This window comes from Pseudomonas sp. LBUM1648 (genome assembly GCF_059716145.1).
In genome coordinates, this window is the sequence record NZ_CP166808.1 from 3,125,691 (window position 1) to 3,145,767 (window position 20,077).

21 protein-coding genes are annotated in these 20,077 nt (G+C 56.0%); 12 read left to right on the plus strand and 9 right to left on the minus strand.

Annotation, left to right across the window (positions count from 1 at the left end; all coding sequences use genetic code 11):
* The first annotated feature begins 92 nt into the window (after nucleotides 1–92).
* On the plus strand, nucleotides 93–311 hold the full coding sequence (locus tag ACA043_RS14315) for a hypothetical protein (protein ID WP_497659526.1): 219 nt from the start codon (nucleotides 93–95) through the stop codon (nucleotides 309–311).
* Here the strand turns inward: ACA043_RS14315 and ACA043_RS14320 are convergent.
* On the minus strand, nucleotides 308–502 hold the full coding sequence (locus ACA043_RS14320) for a hypothetical protein (protein ID WP_497659527.1): 195 nt from the start codon (nucleotides 500–502) through the stop codon (nucleotides 308–310). The two genes, ACA043_RS14315 and ACA043_RS14320, sit on opposite strands and share 4 nt — an antisense overlap.
* 127 nt (nucleotides 503–629) lie before the next feature.
* Here ACA043_RS14320 and ACA043_RS14325 point away from each other — a divergent pair, with 127 nt between their 5' ends.
* Nucleotides 630–1,562 carry a GGDEF domain-containing protein gene (locus ACA043_RS14325; protein WP_497659528.1) on the plus strand — a complete coding sequence of 311 codons (933 nt, stop codon included), beginning with the start codon at nucleotides 630–632 and terminating at the stop codon, nucleotides 1,560–1,562.
* Nucleotides 1,563–1,826: 264 nt separating this feature from the next.
* On the opposite strand, the gene ACA043_RS14330 is transcribed toward ACA043_RS14325, so the two are convergent.
* Entirely contained in the window at nucleotides 1,827–3,362 is a 1,536-nt protein-coding gene (locus ACA043_RS14330; protein WP_497659529.1) for a diguanylate cyclase, read from the minus strand.
* A 196-nt stretch (nucleotides 3,363–3,558) separates the two neighbouring features.
* Between ACA043_RS14330 and ACA043_RS14335 the strand changes: the two genes are divergently transcribed.
* The 3 genes from ACA043_RS14335 to lpxO all read left to right on the plus strand — a co-directional run bounded on the left by ACA043_RS14335 (nucleotide 3,559) and on the right by lpxO (nucleotide 5,800).
* On the plus strand, nucleotides 3,559–3,798 hold the full coding sequence (locus ACA043_RS14335; protein WP_108224700.1) for a hypothetical protein: 240 nt from the start codon (nucleotides 3,559–3,561) through the stop codon (nucleotides 3,796–3,798).
* Complete coding sequence (locus tag ACA043_RS14340) at nucleotides 3,795–4,043, plus strand: hypothetical protein (protein WP_497659530.1); 249 nt, start codon at nucleotides 3,795–3,797, stop codon at nucleotides 4,041–4,043. The genes ACA043_RS14335 and ACA043_RS14340 overlap by 4 nt, the downstream gene beginning before the upstream one ends.
* 857 nt (nucleotides 4,044–4,900) lie before the next feature.
* Complete coding sequence (gene lpxO / locus ACA043_RS14345; RefSeq protein WP_489879869.1) at nucleotides 4,901–5,800, plus strand: lipid A hydroxylase LpxO; 900 nt, start codon at nucleotides 4,901–4,903, stop codon at nucleotides 5,798–5,800.
* Nucleotides 5,801–5,963: 163 nt separating this feature from the next.
* On the opposite strand, the gene ku is transcribed toward lpxO, so the two are convergent.
* Nucleotides 5,964–6,830: a non-homologous end joining protein Ku gene (ku, locus tag ACA043_RS14350; RefSeq protein ID WP_497659531.1), complete on the minus strand. Its 867-nt coding sequence runs from the start codon at nucleotides 6,828–6,830 to the stop codon at nucleotides 5,964–5,966.
* A gap of 189 nt (nucleotides 6,831–7,019) precedes the next feature.
* Here ku and ACA043_RS14355 point away from each other — a divergent pair, with 189 nt between their 5' ends.
* Complete coding sequence (locus tag ACA043_RS14355; RefSeq protein ID WP_489879871.1) at nucleotides 7,020–7,340, plus strand: hypothetical protein; 321 nt, start codon at nucleotides 7,020–7,022, stop codon at nucleotides 7,338–7,340.
* A gap of 52 nt (nucleotides 7,341–7,392) precedes the next feature.
* Nucleotides 7,393–8,538, plus strand: coding sequence for a PQQ-dependent sugar dehydrogenase (locus ACA043_RS14360; RefSeq protein WP_497618154.1), 1,146 nt, complete (start codon nucleotides 7,393–7,395; stop codon nucleotides 8,536–8,538).
* A gap of 43 nt (nucleotides 8,539–8,581) precedes the next feature.
* Here ACA043_RS14360 and rimI read toward each other — a convergent pair whose 3' ends face one another.
* Nucleotides 8,582–9,685 (minus strand): ribosomal protein S18-alanine N-acetyltransferase, encoded by a 1,104-nt coding sequence (gene rimI, locus ACA043_RS14365; RefSeq protein WP_497659532.1) that lies wholly within the window; start codon nucleotides 9,683–9,685, stop codon nucleotides 8,582–8,584.
* A gap of 92 nt (nucleotides 9,686–9,777) precedes the next feature.
* Here rimI and ACA043_RS14370 point away from each other — a divergent pair, with 92 nt between their 5' ends.
* The 4 genes from ACA043_RS14370 (at nucleotide 9,778) to nudC (ending at nucleotide 14,130) form a co-directional block, all read left to right on the plus strand.
* A complete protein-coding gene (locus tag ACA043_RS14370) occupies nucleotides 9,778–11,352 on the plus strand; it encodes a RimK family ATP-grasp domain-containing protein (protein ID WP_401272071.1) in 1,575 nt (524 codons plus the stop codon).
* Nucleotides 11,353–11,359: 7 nt separating this feature from the next.
* A complete protein-coding gene (locus ACA043_RS14375; RefSeq protein ID WP_187681218.1) occupies nucleotides 11,360–12,283 on the plus strand; it encodes a magnesium transporter CorA family protein in 924 nt (307 codons plus the stop codon).
* A gap of 198 nt (nucleotides 12,284–12,481) precedes the next feature.
* Nucleotides 12,482–13,294 carry a crotonase/enoyl-CoA hydratase family protein gene (locus ACA043_RS14380; protein WP_187681219.1) on the plus strand — a complete coding sequence of 271 codons (813 nt, stop codon included), beginning with the start codon at nucleotides 12,482–12,484 and terminating at the stop codon, nucleotides 13,292–13,294.
* A 5-nt stretch (nucleotides 13,295–13,299) separates the two neighbouring features.
* Entirely contained in the window at nucleotides 13,300–14,130 is an 831-nt protein-coding gene (gene nudC / locus ACA043_RS14385; RefSeq protein WP_497659533.1) for an NAD(+) diphosphatase, read from the plus strand.
* Here nudC and ACA043_RS14390 read toward each other — a convergent pair.
* From ACA043_RS14390 to ACA043_RS14400, 3 genes are all read right to left on the minus strand, one after another.
* Nucleotides 14,098–14,877 (minus strand): TSUP family transporter, encoded by a 780-nt coding sequence (locus tag ACA043_RS14390; protein ID WP_489881394.1) that lies wholly within the window; start codon nucleotides 14,875–14,877, stop codon nucleotides 14,098–14,100. The two genes, nudC and ACA043_RS14390, sit on opposite strands and share 33 nt — an antisense overlap.
* A 236-nt stretch (nucleotides 14,878–15,113) precedes the next feature.
* Nucleotides 15,114–15,593, minus strand: coding sequence for a nuclear transport factor 2 family protein (locus tag ACA043_RS14395; protein ID WP_103302046.1), 480 nt, complete (start codon nucleotides 15,591–15,593; stop codon nucleotides 15,114–15,116).
* Nucleotides 15,594–15,648: 55 nt separating this feature from the next.
* Nucleotides 15,649–16,212, minus strand: a complete 564-nt coding sequence (locus ACA043_RS14400) for a TetR/AcrR family transcriptional regulator (RefSeq protein WP_401264371.1) — start codon at nucleotides 16,210–16,212, stop codon at nucleotides 15,649–15,651.
* A gap of 236 nt (nucleotides 16,213–16,448) precedes the next feature.
* Between ACA043_RS14400 and pssA the strand changes: the two genes are divergently transcribed.
* Nucleotides 16,449–17,792, plus strand: coding sequence for a CDP-diacylglycerol--serine O-phosphatidyltransferase (pssA, locus tag ACA043_RS14405; protein WP_497659534.1), 1,344 nt, complete (start codon nucleotides 16,449–16,451; stop codon nucleotides 17,790–17,792).
* A 122-nt stretch (nucleotides 17,793–17,914) separates the two neighbouring features.
* Here the strand turns inward: pssA and efeO are convergent, their stop codons facing one another.
* Both efeO and efeB read right to left on the minus strand, forming a co-directional pair.
* On the minus strand, nucleotides 17,915–18,739 hold the full coding sequence (efeO, locus tag ACA043_RS14410) for an iron uptake system protein EfeO (protein ID WP_497659535.1): 825 nt from the start codon (nucleotides 18,737–18,739) through the stop codon (nucleotides 17,915–17,917).
* 27 nt (nucleotides 18,740–18,766) lie between these two features.
* On the minus strand, nucleotides 18,767–20,065 hold the full coding sequence (gene efeB / locus ACA043_RS14415) for an iron uptake transporter deferrochelatase/peroxidase subunit (protein WP_497659536.1): 1,299 nt from the start codon (nucleotides 20,063–20,065) through the stop codon (nucleotides 18,767–18,769).
* Nucleotides 20,066–20,077: the final 12 nt, after the last annotated feature.

Genomic DNA, 20,077 nt, shown 5'->3' on the forward strand with positions numbered 1-20,077 from the left:
TGCGTAAATAGTGCCTGCTGAATGGATCACTGACCTTCATCAGCCATCTGATGAACTAGGCTTCTCCAAACTTAGGTCCAAGGACGACTTCCATGCCATATGACTCAGACTCCAACATTGCTACGGCAGATGCTCTGACATTGCTCCTGCACAACCAGCATGCCTTGGCGGCGGCGATTGAAGAGATTAGCCATTGGATTTCAGGGGCTGGCGCAGACGTTGTTGCCGATAATGCCGTTGCAGCTTTGGAAACACTGGATATAAACGCAACAGCGATTACAGGCGCGATCATGCGGCTAAGGCAGTGCTAGGGGGCGTCCTGGTTGGCTGCAATCGGCCAGAAGCTGCCGGTGTCCAAGCGGTCGCGCGCGAAAAAAGAAGTGATCAGTTTAGCCTCTAATTCTGAATAACCAGTGCCGGTCGTTTCTGATGCAATCAGCCAGCCAAGCCTATTTCTGCGGATATTTTGACTAAAATCAATCGCAACGGCTTTCGACAGCATAAAAATAGCCGTTGTATTTTTTAACGACTACACTTACACGTCAGGCAATGTTAATTAACGGCACAATCTAGAAGGCAAGTATTTTTAAAACTGCGCTCCTCCATTCATTCCCGCTTACGGAACTTGTATGAAGATTGAAATTCTTAAACAGGCAGTTATGGATTCGCGCGATGGCATTACTATCTCCGATAATCTTATCGAAGATAATCCGCTGATTTTTGTAAATCCTGCTTTTGAGCGCATGACCGGCTACTCATTCGAAGAAATCACGAACATCAACTGTCGATATCTAAGAAGAAACGACCAAAAACAGCCTGAACTTGAAATTATCCGCAACGCTGTTAAAAAAGGTGAGTACTGTCTCGTAACCTTGCGTAACTACCGCAAGGATGGAACGATGTTCTGGAATGAGTTAAGTATATCTCCTATTCATGATGAAAATGGGGTTGTAACAAATTTTCTAGGTATACAAAAAGATGTAACATCTCGCATGCTAATACAGCAGCAACTTCGCGACGAGCATCAGTCCCTCGGGGAAATGAAAGCGCACTTCGAGCAGCTATCTATGAAGGATGGATTGACAGGTATTTACAATCGTCGTTTTTTTGATGCTCAGTTCGAAATTCAATGTAAGATTGCATGCCGCAATAGCGACTCATTGACACTTGCCATGGTCGATGTTGATAACTTCAAGTCATACAATGACATTTATGGGCATCAAGCTGGCGATGAAGCATTGGTACGTGTCGCTGATAGTTTGAATAAGTCTTTCCAGCGAGGATCTGACTTTGCAGCCAGATATGGCGGTGAAGAATTTGTAATTCTGTTCAGCGGCATGACGAAAGATCAGTCAGCTCGGCATATCGAGACTTTATGCCAGCTAGTGCGAGACCTGAGAATACCTCACTCCGCTTCCAGTATAGGGTACTTAACCATAAGCGTTGGATTTTCAGTACATACATTTGGTCCATTGCACCCGTATAACGCTCTACTGACACAAGCCGATAAAGCTCTCTACATAGCTAAAGAACGGGGCAGAAACCAACACTTTAACCTATAGGGTCTGTACGTAATTCTGAAGAAAGTGGCTTTCAACATCATGTCGCGCTCCAGTGGCGTGATTTGGATCACCCAGGTACGATTGCGGCCTGCAGCAATCGGCCAATTGCAGTCGACGGCGAAAGGAAGACACTGGCCAAAACTGACTGTCGGAAGCGTTTAGGAAATCCGGGGCTTCTCAGTAAGTAGCACACCAACGATCTGAGGAACTCTGTGCTGTTGATTTAAAAGGATCTGCGAGCAGTAGAACTTTAGCCGCAACGCTTTATATTTCGAGCACTCCCTTCGACTGATGCTCAATTCTGTTGCGACCCAGTTTTTTTGCGCGATACAGAAAACCATCGGCCTGTTCTAGCAAATCAATCGCTACAATCACGCCATCTTGGTGATTGGAAGCGATACCTGCACTGATGGTGACAATGCCCCTAGGACTCCCTGTGTGTTCAATTTTTGCAGCCTCTATTTCAGACCGCACATCATCTGCTATCTTTACTGCACCTGCCAGCTCTGTCTCTGGAAGCAGGATTACAAACTCTTCCCCGCCATAACGGGCAGCGAGGTCGGCTGGACGATTTGTATTTTTGGCTATTAGCTGTGCGATTTTCCTTAAACATTCGTCGCCGAGAACATGGCCATAATGGTCGTTGTACTGCTTGAACCAATCTATATCGATAAGTATTATCGCTAAGCTATTTCCAGTGCGGCATGCTCTCGACCATTCTTGTGCCAGTGTAGAGTCGAAACACCTACGGTTAGGCAACTCCGTGAGGCTGTCTGTTTTAGCAATATGTTCTAAATCACGATGCGCAAGATGCAGCTCTTCTTCTGCCACCAACAAACGTTGAATTTGTCGATAGAAGAGAAAGCCCAAACTTATCAGCACAGATAGTATAACTACCACTATAACCGATACCTGATAGACGTACGTCCACCACGTTGCAAATACTGAGTCTAGGGATAGTCCTGCTGCAGCGACGATCGGAAGGCCACGTATGCGGCTGTAGGCATAGACTCGCTCTACCCCATCCACGATCGATGTCAGATTTGCTGATCCGTCATCACTGTTTATTAAGTACCGACTAAACAACTCTCCCTTTGCGATATTAGTAGTCATTAACGCGTCAATCATTGGCCGGCGTGCAAGTAAATCACCATTATTCAGCGCAAGCAGTATCACCCCTTGTTTGTCTACATCTAAACGATCAAAAAAGCGCTGGAAGTATGCGACGGGTAACGTCGCCAAAACCACGCCGCTGAAGCTGCCATCTGGGTATTGAGTGCGTCGGCTGACCGGGATAATCATGTCGCCGGTGGTGCGACTCAAAATGACTTGGCCAATATGGATGGCCGAGTCAGGATGGTTTTTGTGGTAGATAAAATAAGAGCGATCGCTATTGTTCTTTCCGATCGTCTCTGACGAAAACGAATTTGCTACCCAGTCGCCATTCTCGTCGTAAATGAAGAGTCCTTGAATTCCGTCGGTTGCCTCAACGTTGTTGGCCATGACTTTGGATAAACGAATTCTCTGTTCGGCGCCAAGTTTGTCATTTTCAACACGCTCTGCAAGGTTGCTGAGAATGTTCTCAGCCTGGCGTAAGGTATCTTGAGCCTGCTGCTCGGAGGCCCGAACAATGTTATGGACAGCAATTTTGGCATTTGTCAAACGCTCGTCTGCGGATTCCTTTAACTGCCAGGCAATTGCGGAAACTAGCGTGACACAGACAAGGAAGATGAAAGCTATCAGGCCTACAGAGAGAGCTTTAGGTGTCAATCGGCCAGACACGACCTTTATGTTTTTCATGGGCATCATCATAGCGCTGGTGTGCTGAGCATTCCTCCTTAAATGACCTGTTCATTGAATTCCAGCCTATGTTCAATCGGCCCCCACACCTGGCTCAGGTGTGGGGGTCTTTTTTTGTGGCCGTGGAAGCCGGTCCCCCCAGGGCTGGTCTACCATTCCCTCGATATCTGGTTGATCTCTGGACGTGGGAGTACGCATGACTGATGCATTGGCGGCACTGAAACTGCCGAACGCAGTGGAGGTGCAAACCCTGAAACTGCTGCACCAAATTGAACTGGCGCACACGGCTGACGACCTGTTTCGCGCCAGTGATCGTGCCGAAGGTTTTGTGCTGGGCCTGGAGACGGTCAAGGTGCTGAACGCGGCCAGTATCGAAGGTTTGTATAAGATCTTCGAGGCCGCGGCCGCGGCGCGGCGTCAGGAGCACGAGCAGTGATCGGCGAAGGTATTCACGAAGAGGTGTTGCGCGCCCTGGTCGAACAACACGCGGTGTGCGAATGCCTGGTGGCCAGGATCAACGGCGGCCCCGACTGGGGCCTGTCGATTCGCCTGGGCGGCAGCGGCGCACGCTGGGTGCCGGTGCGCTCGCGACGTGAGTCACTGCGCACCTGGGCCAGCTTGACCGCGGTGGGGCGTTTTGCCGAAGGCGTGGGCCTCAGCGGATTCAATGTAGAGCTGTAACCGGTGACAGCTTCAAGGCCATTTCTACAGACCTACATCCGACTGCCTTTGCTTGAAATACGGGCTTCCGGCGGCCCGAATTCTTTCCGCAATTTGTTTTGAGGTCCTGGTTTCACTACCCTAAAACGAACAGATAATTTGTGTGATGCGGAAAATCGTCACCATAAGGTTATGATTTATAAGGAAAAATAATGGACTTAAAATCCCGTGTTTTGTAGGACATGCCCAATTTAATCTTCGGTGGGCTAGCTTTGATCAAAATGCTTGCGAAGAAGCGCCCAGGGAAGGGCTGCTTACCCAGCAGCTGGCATATCGGAAGCTTGCAGGACTAAAGCTGATACCAATTTTGATACCATCAGCTGCTAAAAGGCGTATTCTGGTGCGATCTCGTGCGCACTAACCGACTGATTTTATTGCGCTTTTGGCCGCATCACGATGCATCTAAGATCGCATCGTGATGTTAGCTGTAGAGATCAAGAGTTATTCCTGCGAAGCATTCTGAGTAGCGAGGGTGCGGCTGGAGCGCTTGGCCCGAGTCAAAGTGCGCTGAAGCGGGGAAGTCCCGTCATCAACCAAGGGGGGCGCGTAAAGTTTGGCGGCGATTGTACTGGTCTGGCTCTTTAAACGATAGGGCGAAGACGCCACGAGTGTCGATTGGAGCAATCACGGGACAGTTTTTCACAGATGAAGGTTCACTATCGGTTACAAAGTGTGGCTAAAATGCCAGCCATTCACCCAGCGCCCTAGAGCGGCGCGGGCTCAAGGACGTGCCATTTTTACTCAGACCACTGCATCAGACGCTAGGCCACTGGCCGCCAGGCGCGCAGTTTGTTCACTTCTGACGTGTGACGATTTCCGTGAAACTCATCATTGCTGCTATTTATGTCATTTCCATTGCATACGTCCACCTGCGTGGACGCGTGCGGCACAAGCTGGGCCGGCAGTTGAGTGACCACTCGACGTTTCTCGCGCCGATCAACTGCTTTCTGTACCTGTTCTCGAAAAAGCCGAACCAACCGTATCTCGATCCGTCCGAGTTTCCCGATCTGAGCCCGTTGCAGGCGCACTGGGAAGAAATTCGCGAAGAAGGACAGAACCTGCTCCGTGCCGGCGAGATCAAGCGTTCGAACCAGTACGACGATGTCGGCTTCAACTCGTTCTTCAAAAGCGGCTGGAAGCGTTTCTACCTCAAGTGGTACGGCGAAAGTCATCCGTCGGCGATGAAGTTGTGTCCGCGCACCACCGAGCTGGTGCAAAGCATCGGTTCGATCAAGGCTGCGATGTTCGCCGAACTGCCGCCGGGTTCCAAACTGGTACGCCATCGTGATCCGTACGCCGGCTCCTACCGCTATCACCTGGGTCTGGAAACGCCCAATGACGCCGGTTGCTACATCAATGTCGACGGGGAGAACTACCACTGGCGCGATGGCGAGGCGGTTATGTTCGATGAAACCTTCATTCATTACGCAGAAAACACCACCGACAAGAACCGGATCATCCTGTTCTGTGACATCGAACGTCCGATGAAGTATCGCTGGGCCGCAGCGTTCAATAGCTGGTTCAGCCGCACGGTGATGTCGGCAGCGGGTGCGCCGAACGATTCGGGTGACCGGACCGGTGGGATCAACCGGTTGTTTACCAAAATCTACAAGATCCGTTTGCGTGGTAAAGAGCTGAAAAAGCGTAATCGTGCACGGTATTACATGGAGAAGTGGGCGATCTTCGGCGGTTTGCTGGCGGTCTTCATCCTGATCTGATTGACGCGCCGCCCCCCGTTCACTGTAGGAGCTGCGGCACGCTGCGATCTTTTGATCTTGGCCCTTAAAAACAGGATCAAAAGATCGCAGCGTGCCGCAGCTCCTACATGAAAAGTGACTGTCTCAAAAGCAACCTGTCAGTTGCCTGACAATCCGCCAGTTGTCATTCCCCGGAGGCTTTCTTGGTTCGCTTGGCCGGCGCAGCTTTGCTGGCTGCCTTGGTTTTCAGTTTAGCCGGCGCCTTGCCACCCAGGCTGCGTTTAAGCAACTCGGTCAGGTCGATCACATCGGCAGTCTTGCGCTCTTCCTCGCCGCCCACCGTTTCAACATCCTCGATCTTGCCTTCGTGGGCCTTTTTCTCCACCAGCGCCATGATCTTGTCTTCAAATTCGTCGTTATAGTCTTCGGGCTTCCAGTCCCCGCTCATGTCATCAACCAACCGTTTGGCCATGTCCAATTCACCTTTGGCCAATTGTGGCTTGGTGACCTCGCTGCCAAGTTCCAGTTGATCAAGACCGCGTACCTCTTGCGGCCAACGCAATTTGACCAGCACCAACGCCGACTCCAGAGGCATCAACGCAGCCAGATACTGGCGCGTATGCAAAACCACGCGGGCGAGGGCAACTTTGTTGGTCTTGCTCAGGGTTTCTCGCAGCAACGCGTAGACCTTGCCGCCGCGCTTGTCCGGCGCCAGGTAGTAGGGCGTGTCGATGTTCTGTAGCGGAATCTGCTCGGCGTCGACAAAGGAAAAGATGTCGATGGTCTGGGTCGATACCGGGTGCGCCGAGCGGATTTCCTCTTCGCTGAGCACCACATAACGGCCCTTTTCGTAGGCCACGCCTTTGACGATATTTTCCTTGGTGACTTCCTTGCCGGTCACCTTGTTCACGCGTTTGTACCCCACCGGGTCCATGCTGCGGCTGTCGAGCCAGTCGAAGTCCACGCCTTGGGACGACGTCGCTGAAACCAGCGCAACGGGGATATGCACGAGTCCGAAACTGATTGCGCCTTTCCAGATTGCCCGAGCCATGGTGAGTTCTCCGAGTGATGTTCAGGTGACCTGTGGCTCGCGGCGAAAGTTTCCAATGAATGCGGCGGTTTCGGATGACTTGGTCAAGCCGTGTTACATGTTGTTTAAGGCTGACGGGTTAACAAATCCGAACCCACGGCGTAGCGTGCACTCGAAGGCTCTATTCCACGCACACCGAGAGGCCATCCCATGAACCGATTTCTAATTGGCGTCGCCGTCCTGACACTCAGTGGTGGTCTGGTTCATGCGGACGTCGTGCTGGCGCAGAGTCCGGCCGGCAACAGCAACAATCCCTATAACAGCCCGATCCGCCGGGCCAACCCCAACAGCATGCAGGGCACCCAGCCCAGTGCCCCGCCAATCCGCGCGCCGAACACCGTTCCTGCACCACGTCAGCCCACGGTCGAAAACCGAGGTATTGGCAACGGCCAGCCGATTCGTTCGGTGCCAAGTACGCCACCTACATTCATTCCCAATCCACCTTCGCGAAGCACCAACACTAATCGTTGAACGGCAGGGCCGAGTTTCTGCCAGCCTTTGAAACAGACAAAAGGAATCGTGCATGTTGCGTAAAACCCTTCTAGCCACCCTTTGCGCCGGCGCACTGATCAGTGCTCCGGCGTTCGCCGCGGCCCCCAAGGAGCTGCAAAGCGAGCAGGGCACCCTTGAAGTCACCACGATTGCCCAGGGACTCGAGAATCCATGGGCGCTGGCCTTCCTGCCGGATCGCCAAGGCATGCTGGTGACTGAACGACCGGGTAACCTGCGAGTGGTTGGCGCGGACGGCAATCTGTCGGCACCGATAAGCGGTGTGCCCAAGGTATGGGCCAAGGGGCAGGGCGGATTGCTGGATGTCGTCTTGTCACCGGACTTCAAACAGGATCGCCTGGTTTACCTGTCATACGCCGAGGGTGGCGGAGCGGGGGACAAGGCCGGGACGGCGGTGGGTCGCGGCTATTTGTCGGATGACCTGAAAACGCTGAAGGACTTCAAAGTCATTTTCCGTCAGGAGCCTAAGCTCTCCACCGGCAACCACTTCGGTTCGCGGTTGGTGTTTGATCGCGACGGCTATCTGTTCATCACCCTGGGCGAAAACAACGACCGGCCGACTGCTCAGGATCTCGACAAGCTGCAGGGCAAAATCGTACGGATTTATCCGGACGGCAAAGTCCCGGACGACAATCCGTTCGTGGGGCAATCCGGCGTGCGGCCGGAAATCTGGTCTTACGGCATTCGCAACCCGCAGGGTGCGGCGCTCAACCCGTGGACCGGCACAGTTTGGGAAAACGAACACGGGCCGCGTGGTGGCGATGAGGTAAATATCATCGAACGCGGGAAAAACTACGGGTGGCCGCAGGCGACTCACGGCATCAACTATTCGCTGCAGCCAATCCCGGAAGCCAAAGGCAAAAGTGTCGAAGGTGCGGTTGATCCGCACCATGTGTGGGAAAAGTCACCGGGCGTTTCGGGAATGGCGTTCTACGATGGCGATCGGTTCAAGCCGTGGCAACACAACGCGTTTATCGGCGCTTTGGTTTCTCAAGAGTTGATTCGATTGCAGTTCGATGGCGACAAGGTTGTGCATGAGGAACGCTTGCTCGGTGAGCTCAAGCAACGGATCAGGGATGTACGGCAAGGCCCTGACGGTTATCTCTATGTGCTGACTGACGAGTCCGATGGTTCGCTGTACAGGATCGGTCTGAAATAGCGCCGTGCCGGACAGGTGAGGGGAGGTGCCCCTCACCTTGGGTTCAGCGCGCATTGCGGCTGTACAAAATTACGGCAGCCCGTAACTTTCCCCGTCCAAACCGGCACATCTTCTCGAATTCCCCGTGACTGACCGGCACATGCTGGCAGTCCATGGGTTGTCGATGCTGGCTGTGATCGACATCCGGGTCGTGCAGGTAAACGAAATCCTCATCACAGTCAGTCACCACCACCCAGTGCGGTGACTTGGATCGGGTCAGGCGATAGCTGCTGATCAGCACTAGCGGCTGCCCACCTGCATCAAGCAAGCGCGGCAAATCGAGTGGTGCACCGATCACTCGCTCCACATCGGTGTCCTGCAACTGCGCAGTGAACTCCTCGTGAACCAGGCGCATGACGTCTTTTTTATGCTCATCGCGCACTCCGTCAAGAAACAACGGTCCGGCCAGGCTCAGCTCAAGACGTACCCGAAAACCGCGCTTCCATGCCGCGAGTGCCAACCCTTGCGGACTGCACCCGCCATGACCCGAAGTCATGAACACGGTCGTTGCCTCGCGCCAGATCTGCAACTCCTCGCGTCGCTCCAACAAACGATCCGCGTGCAGTGCGCCCATGGCCATCAACAGACACGCCGGGCCGCAGGTGAAGTCTGTGGTTTGCCCGTACCAGGGCACCTTGATGTTCCGCGAATCCCGGTGCTGAAGAATGCGTTTTTCCAGGCGCAGCGCATCCGCATGGTCCTCGTAGTAATCGTGAATCAAGGCGAAACGCCGGTAGCCGTTGCGTTCGTACAGAGCAATGGCGGCGGGGTTGTCAGTACGCACCTCCAGGCGCAGGTACGCGCAATCATGGTCCAGCGCGCAGGCCTCGATCCGTTGCAGCAGTTGCTTGCCCAGACCGGTGCCGCGAGCCTCGGTAGCAATTGCGATGGAGTAAAGCCGCGCCAGTGACGTCCCCCGATGAAACAGCACCAGCGCGTAACCCAGCAATTGCCCGTCACGCTCGGCTACCAACAATTGCGCGTGAGCCCGGGTGATCATCCATTGAAAGCTGCGACTGGTGAGCCGATCCGTGGTGAAACATTGCATTTCCAATGCCAGCAGCGCCGGCAGATCTTCAACTACCGCCAAACGAAAAACAGCACTCATATGACCACCGTAAAAGTTGCGTAACGAAACGGGACTTTCGAAAAACTTCGTGCTTAATAGAAAAGGTCTTGTTCTCCAACGGATCAATCTCTATGTCAGCGGTACAGGGTCATTGGCGCGAAGTATCGGAGCAAAGTTTGCCGGCGGCAACTTATTTAAATTCAGCGGTTAGAGCATCCAGTCAAGTGTTGATCATTGTCGAGCGTAAGGAAGATTGGGCTTCATATTTCCCCAGCGACGACATCATCACAGCGCAGGAATACCTGGAGCAAACCCGTGAAAGCGAGTCGGGAAAACGTGTGCAGGTGATCAACCTGTGCCGCAGCTACAAGTACCTGGGCCACGGATATTACTGCTCACTGCTGGCGGAGGCACGGGGGCACAAGGTGATTCCGTCGGTGCGCACAATCAGCGAACTGACCAAGAAGTCACTCTACGGCCTGGCGCTGGATGATCTCGATAAAACCCTGGAAAAAGCCCTTAGCCATCACCTTTACAGTGATACCGAAGGTTTTACCCTGACCCTTTATTTCGGCAAAACGCATATCGAGCCATTACAGGATCTGGCCCGTCAGTTGTTTGAAGTATTTCCCTGTCCGATATTGTTAGTTGAGTTCAAACGAACCAACGGCTGGCACATCGAAGGTATAAAGTCCGGCGCCTTGCACAAGTTGCGTGATGATCAGGAAGATCAGTTCGCCAATGCACTGGACGGCTTCAGCCGTAAAGTCTGGCGGGTGCCGCGTTCGCCACAAGTGGCCCGTTATGACCTGGCGATCCTGCACGATCCACAAGAGGCGTTGCCGCCGTCCAACCCCCGGGCGCTGGAGAATTTCATTCGGGTCGGCAAGACCATGGGCATCGACGTCGAACTGATCGAGCGCAAAGATTACGCGCGACTGGCCGAGTACGACGGCCTGTTGATCCGCGAAACCACCAGCGTCGACAACCACACCTACCGGTTCGCCAAGAAAGCCGAAAGTGAAGGACTGGTGGTGATGGATGACCCGACGTCGATCCTGCGCTGCACCAACAAGGTTTACCTCACCGATCTGCTCAACAGCCATCAACTGGGTATGCCTGCCACCGAGATTCTCTACAAGGAGCGACCCGAAGACTTCGAACGGGTGGGCGAGCGCCTGGGCTTTCCGTTGGTGCTGAAGATCCCCGACGGCTGTTTTTCCCGTGGTGTGATCAAGGTGGAAAGTCAGCAGGCGCTGCTCGAAGCCACGGCCGAACTGTTCGAACACTCGGTGCTGTTGCTGGCCCAGGAGTTTTTCTACACCGAGTACGACTGGCGCATTGGTGTCCTCAACCGCAAACCGATCTTTGCCTGCCAATATTTCATGTCCAAGGGACACTGGCAGATCTACAACCACAAGGCCAAGGGCCAGGACGTCAACGGCGAATGCCGGACACTGGCCGTCCACGAGGCGCCCCGCGCGGTGGTGGAGCTGGCGGTGAAGACGGCCAACCTGATTGGCGACGGCCTCTACGGCGTCGATCTCAAGCAGGCGGGCGACAAGGTCGTGGTGATCGAAGTCAACGACAACCCGAACCTCGACGCGGGCATCGAAGACGCGTATTTGCAGGACGATTTGTATTCACTGGTGCTGGAAGAGTTCGTGCGACGGCTGGAACTCAAACGCCGCGGCCAGGCCTGGTGAAGCGCCGATGATCAGCAGTTTTGCTCTGAGCCATGGCGCTTTGCAGCGCGTCGAGCGGTTGGACGCCGAGGTGATGCTGTTCAGCAACCCTGACGCCGCCGAGCGCGACTTGCTGCATAGTCATTTCAAAGTCGATGAACACGCACTGGCCTCGGCACTGGACCCGGACGAGGTGTCGCGGATCGAGTTTCACCCGGATCACTTGTTCCTGATCTGGAAACGCCCGGAAAACTATTCCGGCGGTGGCAGCCTGGCATTCGAGGTGTCGTCCTGCGGCCTGCTGTTCGCGCCGGGGCAACTGCTGGTGATCGCCACCGACGACACGCCGTTGCACGGTCTCGGCACTCGCCAGCCGTTAAACACGCCGCTGGATGTTTTGCTCGACTTGTTGTTCAACAACATCCATCACTACCTCGGGCACTTGAAGGTGATCAAACTGGTCGCCCGCGAGTTGCAGCAGAAATTCAACGCCTCGATGCAGAACCAGCATCTGGTGCAGATGTTCAACCTCAGCGAAAGCCTGATCTATTACATCAACGCCCTGCACAGCAACGGCGCGGTACTGACGCGCCTGCGTAATCACGCCGAGAAACAGCACTTCAGCAGCGAAGCGCTGGGCCTGATCGACGACCTGATCATTGAAAACAACCAGTGCTACAAACAGGCCGAGATTTACTCCACGGTGTTCTCCGGCCTGATCGACGCGCGCGGCAACCTGATGAACAACAGCATGAATAATTTGCTGCGCAAACTGACGTTGATCAACGTGGTGTTTTTGCCCTTGAACCTGATTGCGAGCATTGGCGGTATGTCGGAGTTCAGCATGATGACGGCAGGGACGCCGTGGTGGATTTCCTACCCGGTGTTTCTGGCGGTGATGTTGCTGGGGGCGGGTGGGATGTTGTTTGGGCTGCGGCGCTTGGCGAGTTAACCACGCAACCTCTGTAGGAGCTGCCGCAGGCTGCGATCTTTTGATTTTGGTTTTGAAGATCAAGATCAAAAGATCGCAGCCTTCGGCAGCTCCTACATGGGAGGTGCGTTTCAGAAAGTCCCGCATTTGGCCGAACCGCCACCGTGATGCCTTGTTATAGTTCGGGCCTCATTTTCAGCCCGGTAAAGGATCACTGCCATGACTCAATACACCGCCTTCAGCGTCGAACTGGTCGATAACATCGCCCATGTGCAGATCAATCGCCCGGAAAAGATCAACTCGATGAACGCCGCGTTCTGGAGCGAGATCGTCGAGATCTTCCAGTGGATCGACGACACCGACGAAGTGCGCGTGGTGGTGCTCAGCGGCAACGGTAAACACTTTTCCTCCGGCATCGACCTGATGATGCTTGCTGGCGTCGCCAATGAACTGGGCAAGGACGTCGGCCGCAACGCGCGCCTGTTGCGCAAAAAAATCCTCACCCTGCAAGCTTCGTTCAATGCCGTCGACAACTGCCGAAAACCGGTAATCGCCGCCATTCAGGGTTACTGCCTGGGCGGCGCGATCGATCTGATTGCAGCCTGTGACATGCGCTACGCCGCCGAAGATGCACAATTCTCGATCAAGGAAATCGATATTGGCATGGCCGCCGATGTTGGCACTTTGCAACGGTTGCCACGGATCATCGGTGACGGCATGCTGCGTGAACTGGCTTACACCGGTCGCACCTTCGGCGCTGAAGAGGCGCGTAGCATCGGCCTGGTCAATCGCGTCTACAGCGACAAGGACGCACTGCTCGAAGGCGTGCTGGATATCGCTCGCGACATCGCCTCCAAGTCGCCGATTGCGGTCACCGGCACCAAGGAAATGATCAGCTACATGCGCGACCATCGCATCGACGACGGTCTCGAATACGTTGCCACCTGGAACGCCGCCATGTTGCAATCCACCGACTTGCGCGTGGCCATGGCCGCCCATATGAGCAAACAGAAACCCGAATTTCTGGATTGAGAACCATGACATCTCGCTGGACCACTGCAGTACTGGACACCGATCAACCCGGCGGCTGGGCCGTGGCGCGCAGCCCCGAAGGCTTTCTGTTCGATGACAACGGCGCGCTGTTCCCGCGTGAATGGCTCAAGCGTCAGGACTTGTCGATTCTTGCCGAGCACGGCATCGGCCATCTCGATGGCGAACCCGTGTACCTGCTGGAGTTGCGCAGTGCCAGCGAAGTACCGGGTTGCAACTGGAAGGGGCTGCGAGCGTTCATGCTCGACGGCGATCACACGATCTACAAAGTGCTCGGTTACGCCGCGCAGATCGGCACCTGGGCCCGTGAACACCGCTTCTGTGGCAATTGCGGTCAAGCCATGACGCAGGTGCCGCAAGAGCGGGCGATGTACTGTCAGCCGTGCGATCTGCGCAGTTATCCGCGTATTTCGCCGAGCATGATCGTGCTGATCACCCGTGGCGACGAGATCCTGTTGGCGCGCTCACCGCGTTTCGTCGCTGGGGTCTACAGCACGCTGGCAGGGTTCGCCGAGCCGGGCGAGTCGGCGGAGGATTGCCTGATTCGTGAGGTGCGCGAAGAAGTGCAGATCGAGGTGAAGAACATTCAGTACATGGGCAGCCAGTGCTGGCCGTTCCCGCATTCGATGATGCTGGGCTTTCATGCCGAATACGCCGGCGGCGAGATTGTCTGTCAGGAAGACGAGATCGAAGACGCCCAGTGGTTCAACGTGCACGATCTGCCGCCGTTGCCAGCGTCAAAATCGATTGCACGTTACTTGATCGACGTCTACGTGGCGCGGCGTTTAGGCCACGCTGAACCAGTGCTGCCAGGCTAGGCGCACGGTCAAACCCAGTACCACGGTGATGAACACCGGGCGAATGAACTTGGCGCCGCCGCTGATCGCGGTGCGCGCGCCGAAGAACGCGCCAACCATCACCGACAGGCCCATGCTCAAGCCGATGATCCAGTCCACTTGCCCGGAAAACACAAACACTGACAGTGCGGCAATATTGCTGACGAAGTTCATGCTGCGCGCCACACCGCTGGCCTTGACCAGGTCGATCGGGTACAGCAGCAGGCTGCTGACAGTCCAGAATGCGCCAGTGCCGGGACCGGCCACGCCGTCATAGAAACCGAGGCTGAAGCCTTGGGTCGATTGCCATTTCTTTTTGATCGGTGCGTCGCTGTCCAGCGGCGCCTTTGGCGTGCCGCCAAACAACAGATACAAACCGCAGGCGAAGACGATCACCGGGAGCATTTTGTTCAGCCATTCCGCCGGCAAGTAATGCGCGACGATGGCACCGGACAACGCGCCGACCAGCGTGCCGACAATTGCGTGCACCCACTGCCGTGGATGGAACAGTTTGCGCCGGTAGAAGGTGAAACTGGCAGTGGCCGAGCCGAAGGTCGAGCTGAGTTTGTTGGTGCCGAGTACCAGATGCGGCGGCAGACCCGCCGTCAGCAGCGCTGGGGTGGTCAACAGACCGCCACCGCCAGCAATGGCGTCGATGAAACCGGCAACGAAAGCTACAAGGGCCAGAATGGCCAGGGTGGTGAGGTCAACGCTGAGTTCGAAAGGCATGGAATCGGCTTATTCGGCAAGGCGCAGATCGGGGCTGCGGGGAGGGCAGCCATGTTACTCATTTCCGGGTGTTGCGGCGACCCGTCTGGCCTCATTGCGAGCAGGCTCCGACAGGGGAATGCATTTCAACTGTGGGAGTGAGCCTGCTCGCGATGGCCGCTGCACATTCAACACCTCCGCTGACTGGCACACCGCAATCGCGAGCAGGCTCACGCCTACATTTGGAACTGTGTCGATTACAGACCGAGATCAGACAACCCCGGATGATCATCCGGGCGCCGCCCCAGTGGCCAGTGGAACTTGCGTTCGCTTTCCTTGATCGGCATGTCATTGATACAGGCGTAACGCTGGAACATCAGGCCGTTGTCATCGAACTCCCAGTTTTCATTGCCGTAGGAACGGAACCAGTTGCCCGAATCGTCGTGCCATTCATACGCGTAGCGCACGGCAATGCGCGTGTCGGAATAAGCCCAGAGCTCCTTGATCAAACGGTAATCCAGCTCCTTGGCCCATTTGCGGGTCAGGAAAGCTTTGGCTTCTTCGCGGTTATTGGCGAACTCGGCGCGGTTACGCCACTTGGTGTCGAGGGTGTAGGCCAGCGATACCCGTTCCGGATCGCGGGAGTTCCAGCCGTCCTCGGCCAGACGAACTTTCTCGATCGCCGATTCACGGTTGAAGGGGGGTAATGGCGGACGTACCTGCGCTGCAGTAGACATGTTCAGTCTCCCGATAAAGTTAATGTTTATACAACTTGTCAGGCTTATTAAGGCGTTACAGATCCAATAACTTACGCGCCATGCATTGCGCATTATCAGCGGCACTGTGATCACCCATCACAAGCGCTACGGTAATGGCGCCGTCAATCAGGATCAGCAACTGGTTGGCCAGCAGTTGCGGGTCCTCGGCGCCATGTTCGGTACACAGCTCGCACACGTAGTCGAGCAGCTTCTGTTTGTGGTCTTTGGCGACCTGGCGCACCGGGTCCTGTGGATCGCCGGTCTCGCCGCTGGTGTTGATGAAGGCACAGCCACGGAAACCTTCCGAAGCGAACCAGCCCTTGAGTACGGTAAACAGGTTGAGCAGGCGATCGGCCGGGGTTTCAGCCTGATCGACGGCGCTTCGGTACCAGTGCATCCAGCGCACGTCGCGACGTTGCAGGGCGGCGACGGTCAGTTCTTCCTTGTTGGCGAAATAACGATAGATGCTTTTTCTGGAGACGCCGGCGGTTTTCACCAGAAGATCCATGCCGGTGGCCGCGATGCCACTTTTATAGATCAGCTTTTCGGTGACATCCAGAATGATGTCGCGTGTCGAGGTGTCGGTGATTTCGTTCATGTGGCGAACAGTAGAACGATCGTTCTCCTTGGTCAAGCATTGATTTTTAGATTTGATCGTTCCCATGCTTTGCGTGGGAATGCAGCCAGGGAAGCTCTGCGTCCCAAAGGGCCGAACGCGGTGCTTCCGTTGAGGCCATCCCACGCGGAGCGTGGGAACGAGCGTGTAGCGGGAAGACCCGAAGGGATCGATGGTGTAAGCTCTCGGGTTCTTCGGATTCGATCATTGCGAGCCCTATGCCGTTGCTTTTCAAACGTTCTCTGCTGCCCAAACTGCGCAGCTTTCCGCTGACCGCCGAGGCCGTGACCATTCTGTCCGGTGCCGCCGAGTTCCGTCGTTGCCTGCTGGAGAAAATCGCCACGGCGACCCAGCGCATCTACATCGTCGCTCTCTACTTGCAGCAAGACGAAGCCGGTCAGGAAATCCTCGATGCCTTGCACGCCGCCAAACTCAAGCGACCCGAGCTTGAAATCGCCGTGGTGGTTGACTGGCTGCGCGCCCAGCGCGGTCTGATCGGCGCCGGTAAGCAGCCAGGCAATTCGGCGTGGTATCAGGAAATGACCCGCACTCACGAAAGCGAAGTGCCGGTGTACGGCGTGCCGGTGCAGACCCGCGAATTGTTTGGCGTCCTGCATTTGAAGGGCTTCGTGATCGACGACAGCGTGGTCTACAGCGGCGCGAGCCTGAACAACGTCTACCTGCACAAGTTCGACAAATACCGCTTCGACCGCTATCACGTTCTGCGCAGCCATGAACTGGCGGACTCCATGCATCACCTGGTCAAGCACGGTCTGATCGAATCGAAAGCCGTGCATCGTCTTGACCTGCCCAACCTGCCGACCACGCGCAGCCTGCGCAACGACATCGGCGATCTGCGCAGCCGCCTCAAATACGCGACCTACGACACCAGCGCCGGCAGCACGGGCCGAGAAGGCCTGTCCGTCAGCCCATTGCTGGGTGTGGGCAAGAACAACCCGTTGAATCGGGCGATTCTTGAACTGATCGCCAGTGCACAAACACAGCTGACCATCTGCACGCCGTACTTCAATTTGCCGCTGGGTGTGATCCGCGAAATCAATCGCGCGCTGGCCCGTGGGGTGAAGATCGACATTGTGGTCGGCGACAAGACTGCCAACGACTTCTACATCCCGCCGAGCGAGCCGTTCAAGGTAATCGCGGCGCTGCCGTACCTGTACGAGATCAGCCTGCGTCGCTTCGCTAAACGGCATCAACGCAACATCGACAGCGGGCAGTTGAACCTGCACCTTTGGCGCGACGGCGACAACACCTATCACCTCAAGGGCATGTGGATTGATCAGCGCTATACCTTGCTGACCGGCAACAACCTCAATCCACGGGCGTTCAGGCTGGATCTGGAAAACGCGCTGTTGATTGATGATCCGAGGGGCGAGTGGCTGGAGCCGCGTGCGCAGGAGCTGGAGGAGATTTTCCGCCATACCGCACGGATCGAAAGCTTTAACAACCTGGAGACACTGCCGGAATACCCGACCGGTGTGGCCAAGTTTCTCAAGCGCGTGAGTCGGGTGCGGATCGAGCGGTTGCTCTACCGGATTTTGTAAGGTTTTAAATTTGTAGCGGTCATACAACCGCTATCGCGAGCAGGCTCACTCCTACAGGGGAACGCATTCCAACTGTAGGAGTGAGCCTGCTCGCGATGGGGCCTTAACAGACGCTACAAAACTCAGTTCAGACCCAATTTCCCACGCAACGTGGACAGGTCTTCCGCAAGCGTATTCACCGGCCCAACCAGTGCTTTGCGGTCGTTGTCCTTAACCTTGTCGTAGGTCTCGAACCCACCGTCCTGGGTCTTGTACTTGGCCAGAACCTTGTTCACGGTGGCGAAATTCTTGTCGACCTTCGCGACGAACGCCTTGTCCTGCTGCTCGATCTGCGGCCGGAATAAATCAACGATTTTCTTCGCGCCGTCGATGTTGCCCTGGAAGTCGTACAGGTCAGTGTGACTGTAGCGGTCTTCTTCACCGGAGATCTTGGTCGCGGCGACTTCTTCCAGCAGCGCAGCCGCACCGCCCACCACTTTCTCAGGCGGGAAGGTCAGGCCGGCCACGCGGGTTTGCAGGTCTTTGACGTCTTTGTTCAAGCCATCCGCCAGTGAGTCCAGGCCTTGGGTACCTTTTTCCGAGAACAGCGAGTATTCGATGCGATGGAAACCGGTGAAGTCTTCCGACTTCACGCCTTTCTCGTGGTCGTCGACGCGGGAGTCGATGGACGCATCGAGATCACTGAACAGCTCGGCAATCGGCTCGATCGACTCGTAGTAGACGCGGGTCGGCGCGTACAGCTTTTGCGCGGTGGCCAAGTCGCCTTTCTTCACAGCGTCGGTGAACTGCTGGGTGTGGCTGGCCAACTCATCCAGTTGCTCGGTGACGTAAATCTTGTAGTCCGAAACCGGCCCGACCAGATCCAGCGGCGCGGTGGCGGCGAAGGCTGACAGCGGGGTGTTGAGCAAACCAAGGGTCAGCAATAACGCGAGTGGCGTCTTTTTCATGGGGGTGGCTCCAGAGTCGGGATTGTTTTATGCCGCTGTTTTCGGTTGTGTGGCGTTGAGCAGCGAGCGACCGATGAAGTCCTTGTCGCCGGTGACACCCGGAAGGGTGAAGAAGTAACCACCGCCGACCGGTTTGAGGTATTCCTCAAGCGGTTCGCCGTTGAGGCGGGTCTGCACGGTGATAAAGCCTTTCTCCAAATCGGCCTGGTAACAGATGAAGAGCAGACCCATGTCGAGTTGGCCGTTCTTGTTCACACCGTTGGAGTAGTTGAACGGCCGACGCAGGATCAGGTTGGCCTGGCTCGCGGCAGTGCGCGGATTGGCCAGTCGGATGTGTGCGTCGAGTTTGGTCAGTTTGCCGGCCGGATCCTTGCTGTAATCCGGTACTTCGCTCTCGTGAGTCCCACCCATCGGCGCGCCGGTAGTCTTGACCCGGCCGAGAATGCTTTCCTGTTCCTGCAAAGGCGTACGGTCCCAGCGCTCGACGAAGTTGCGGATGATCCGCACCGCTTGATAGCTGCCGTGGGCCGCCCACGCCGGTTCGTCGCTGCCCGGTTGCACCCAGACGATGTTATCCATGGCTTTGGCATCGTTGGAGTCGGGGTTGGCCGAGCCATCACGGAAACCGAGGAAATTGCGCGCCGATTGCGCCGGCACCCCGGGTTTGGCCGGGGCCTGCGGCGGTACGCTGCCTTCCTGTTTCCAGCGCACCAGCAGCAAGTCCGGCAGGTTTTTCACGATGTCGCGCAGGGCATGGATGTTGGTGTCAGCGGTGTTCGAGCAGAACTGCACACTCAAATCGCCGTGGCAGCAATCGGCCTCCAGCGCGTCGTTGGGGAAACCGACCATGCGTTGCAGGCGCTTGGGCTTGGCGTCGGCCAGACCAAAGCGCTCATCAAACAACGACTCGCCCACCGACACGGTGATGGTCAGGTTGTCCGGACTCACCACCGGGCCGAGGATGCCGGAGTCTGGCGGCGGCAGCTTCGGATCGATCTGCGCGACCGGGCCGCCCTTCATCAGGAAGGTGATACGCTCGTTGAGCGTACGGAACAGGCGCTCCAGGTCTTCGCGATCACTGGCCAATACGTCGAACGACACCAGCATGCCTGACGCCGGGCGCGGGGTGACGATTCCGGTTTGATGCACACCGTGGAAATCGTGGCGGTCTTCGGTTTTATCGCTGCTCGGGGCTTCGGTGACTTGTGCCGGCGCTGCGGCCATGGCCGGGCAGCTCAGGGCCGATCCGGCCAGTGCGACACCGGCCGCGCCCATGCCCATCAGGACACGGCGACGTTGCAGGTTGAGTTGTTCTGAATCTTTCATCGGTACTCGTCT

What these genes read in the sequence shown, in the direction of transcription:
- efeO (WP_497659535.1), bottom strand. Translation starts at nt 18,739, where the DNA reads ATGAAAAAGACGCCACTCGCGTTATTGCTGACCCTTGGTTTGCTCAAC.
- ACA043_RS14330 (WP_497659529.1), bottom strand. Translation starts at nt 3,362, where the DNA reads ATGAAAAACATAAAGGTCGTGTCTGGCCGATTGACACCTAAAGCTCTC.
- ACA043_RS14325 (WP_497659528.1), top strand. Translation starts at nt 630, where the DNA reads ATGAAGATTGAAATTCTTAAACAGGCAGTTATGGATTCGCGCGATGGC.
- rimI (WP_497659532.1), bottom strand. Translation starts at nt 9,685, where the DNA reads ATGAGTGCTGTTTTTCGTTTGGCGGTAGTTGAAGATCTGCCGGCGCTG.
- ACA043_RS14370 (WP_401272071.1), top strand. Translation starts at nt 9,778, where the DNA reads ATGTCAGCGGTACAGGGTCATTGGCGCGAAGTATCGGAGCAAAGTTTG.
- ACA043_RS14400 (WP_401264371.1), bottom strand. Translation starts at nt 16,212, where the DNA reads ATGAACGAAATCACCGACACCTCGACACGCGACATCATTCTGGATGTC.
- ACA043_RS14390 (WP_489881394.1), bottom strand. Translation starts at nt 14,877, where the DNA reads ATGCCTTTCGAACTCAGCGTTGACCTCACCACCCTGGCCATTCTGGCC.
- ACA043_RS14375 (WP_187681218.1), top strand. Translation starts at nt 11,360, where the DNA reads ATGATCAGCAGTTTTGCTCTGAGCCATGGCGCTTTGCAGCGCGTCGAG.
- ku (WP_497659531.1), bottom strand. Translation starts at nt 6,830, where the DNA reads ATGGCTCGGGCAATCTGGAAAGGCGCAATCAGTTTCGGACTCGTGCAT.
- ACA043_RS14320 (WP_497659527.1), bottom strand. Translation starts at nt 502, where the DNA reads ATGCTGTCGAAAGCCGTTGCGATTGATTTTAGTCAAAATATCCGCAGA.
- ACA043_RS14355 (WP_489879871.1), top strand. Translation starts at nt 7,020, where the DNA reads ATGAACCGATTTCTAATTGGCGTCGCCGTCCTGACACTCAGTGGTGGT.
- ACA043_RS14380 (WP_187681219.1), top strand. Translation starts at nt 12,482, where the DNA reads ATGACTCAATACACCGCCTTCAGCGTCGAACTGGTCGATAACATCGCC.
- pssA (WP_497659534.1), top strand. Translation starts at nt 16,449, where the DNA reads ATGCCGTTGCTTTTCAAACGTTCTCTGCTGCCCAAACTGCGCAGCTTT.
- ACA043_RS14335 (WP_108224700.1), top strand. Translation starts at nt 3,559, where the DNA reads ATGACTGATGCATTGGCGGCACTGAAACTGCCGAACGCAGTGGAGGTG.
- nudC (WP_497659533.1), top strand. Translation starts at nt 13,300, where the DNA reads ATGACATCTCGCTGGACCACTGCAGTACTGGACACCGATCAACCCGGC.
- ACA043_RS14395 (WP_103302046.1), bottom strand. Translation starts at nt 15,593, where the DNA reads ATGTCTACTGCAGCGCAGGTACGTCCGCCATTACCCCCCTTCAACCGT.
- ACA043_RS14315 (WP_497659526.1), top strand. Translation starts at nt 93, where the DNA reads ATGCCATATGACTCAGACTCCAACATTGCTACGGCAGATGCTCTGACA.
- ACA043_RS14360 (WP_497618154.1), top strand. Translation starts at nt 7,393, where the DNA reads ATGTTGCGTAAAACCCTTCTAGCCACCCTTTGCGCCGGCGCACTGATC.
- efeB (WP_497659536.1), bottom strand. Translation starts at nt 20,065, where the DNA reads ATGAAAGATTCAGAACAACTCAACCTGCAACGTCGCCGTGTCCTGATG.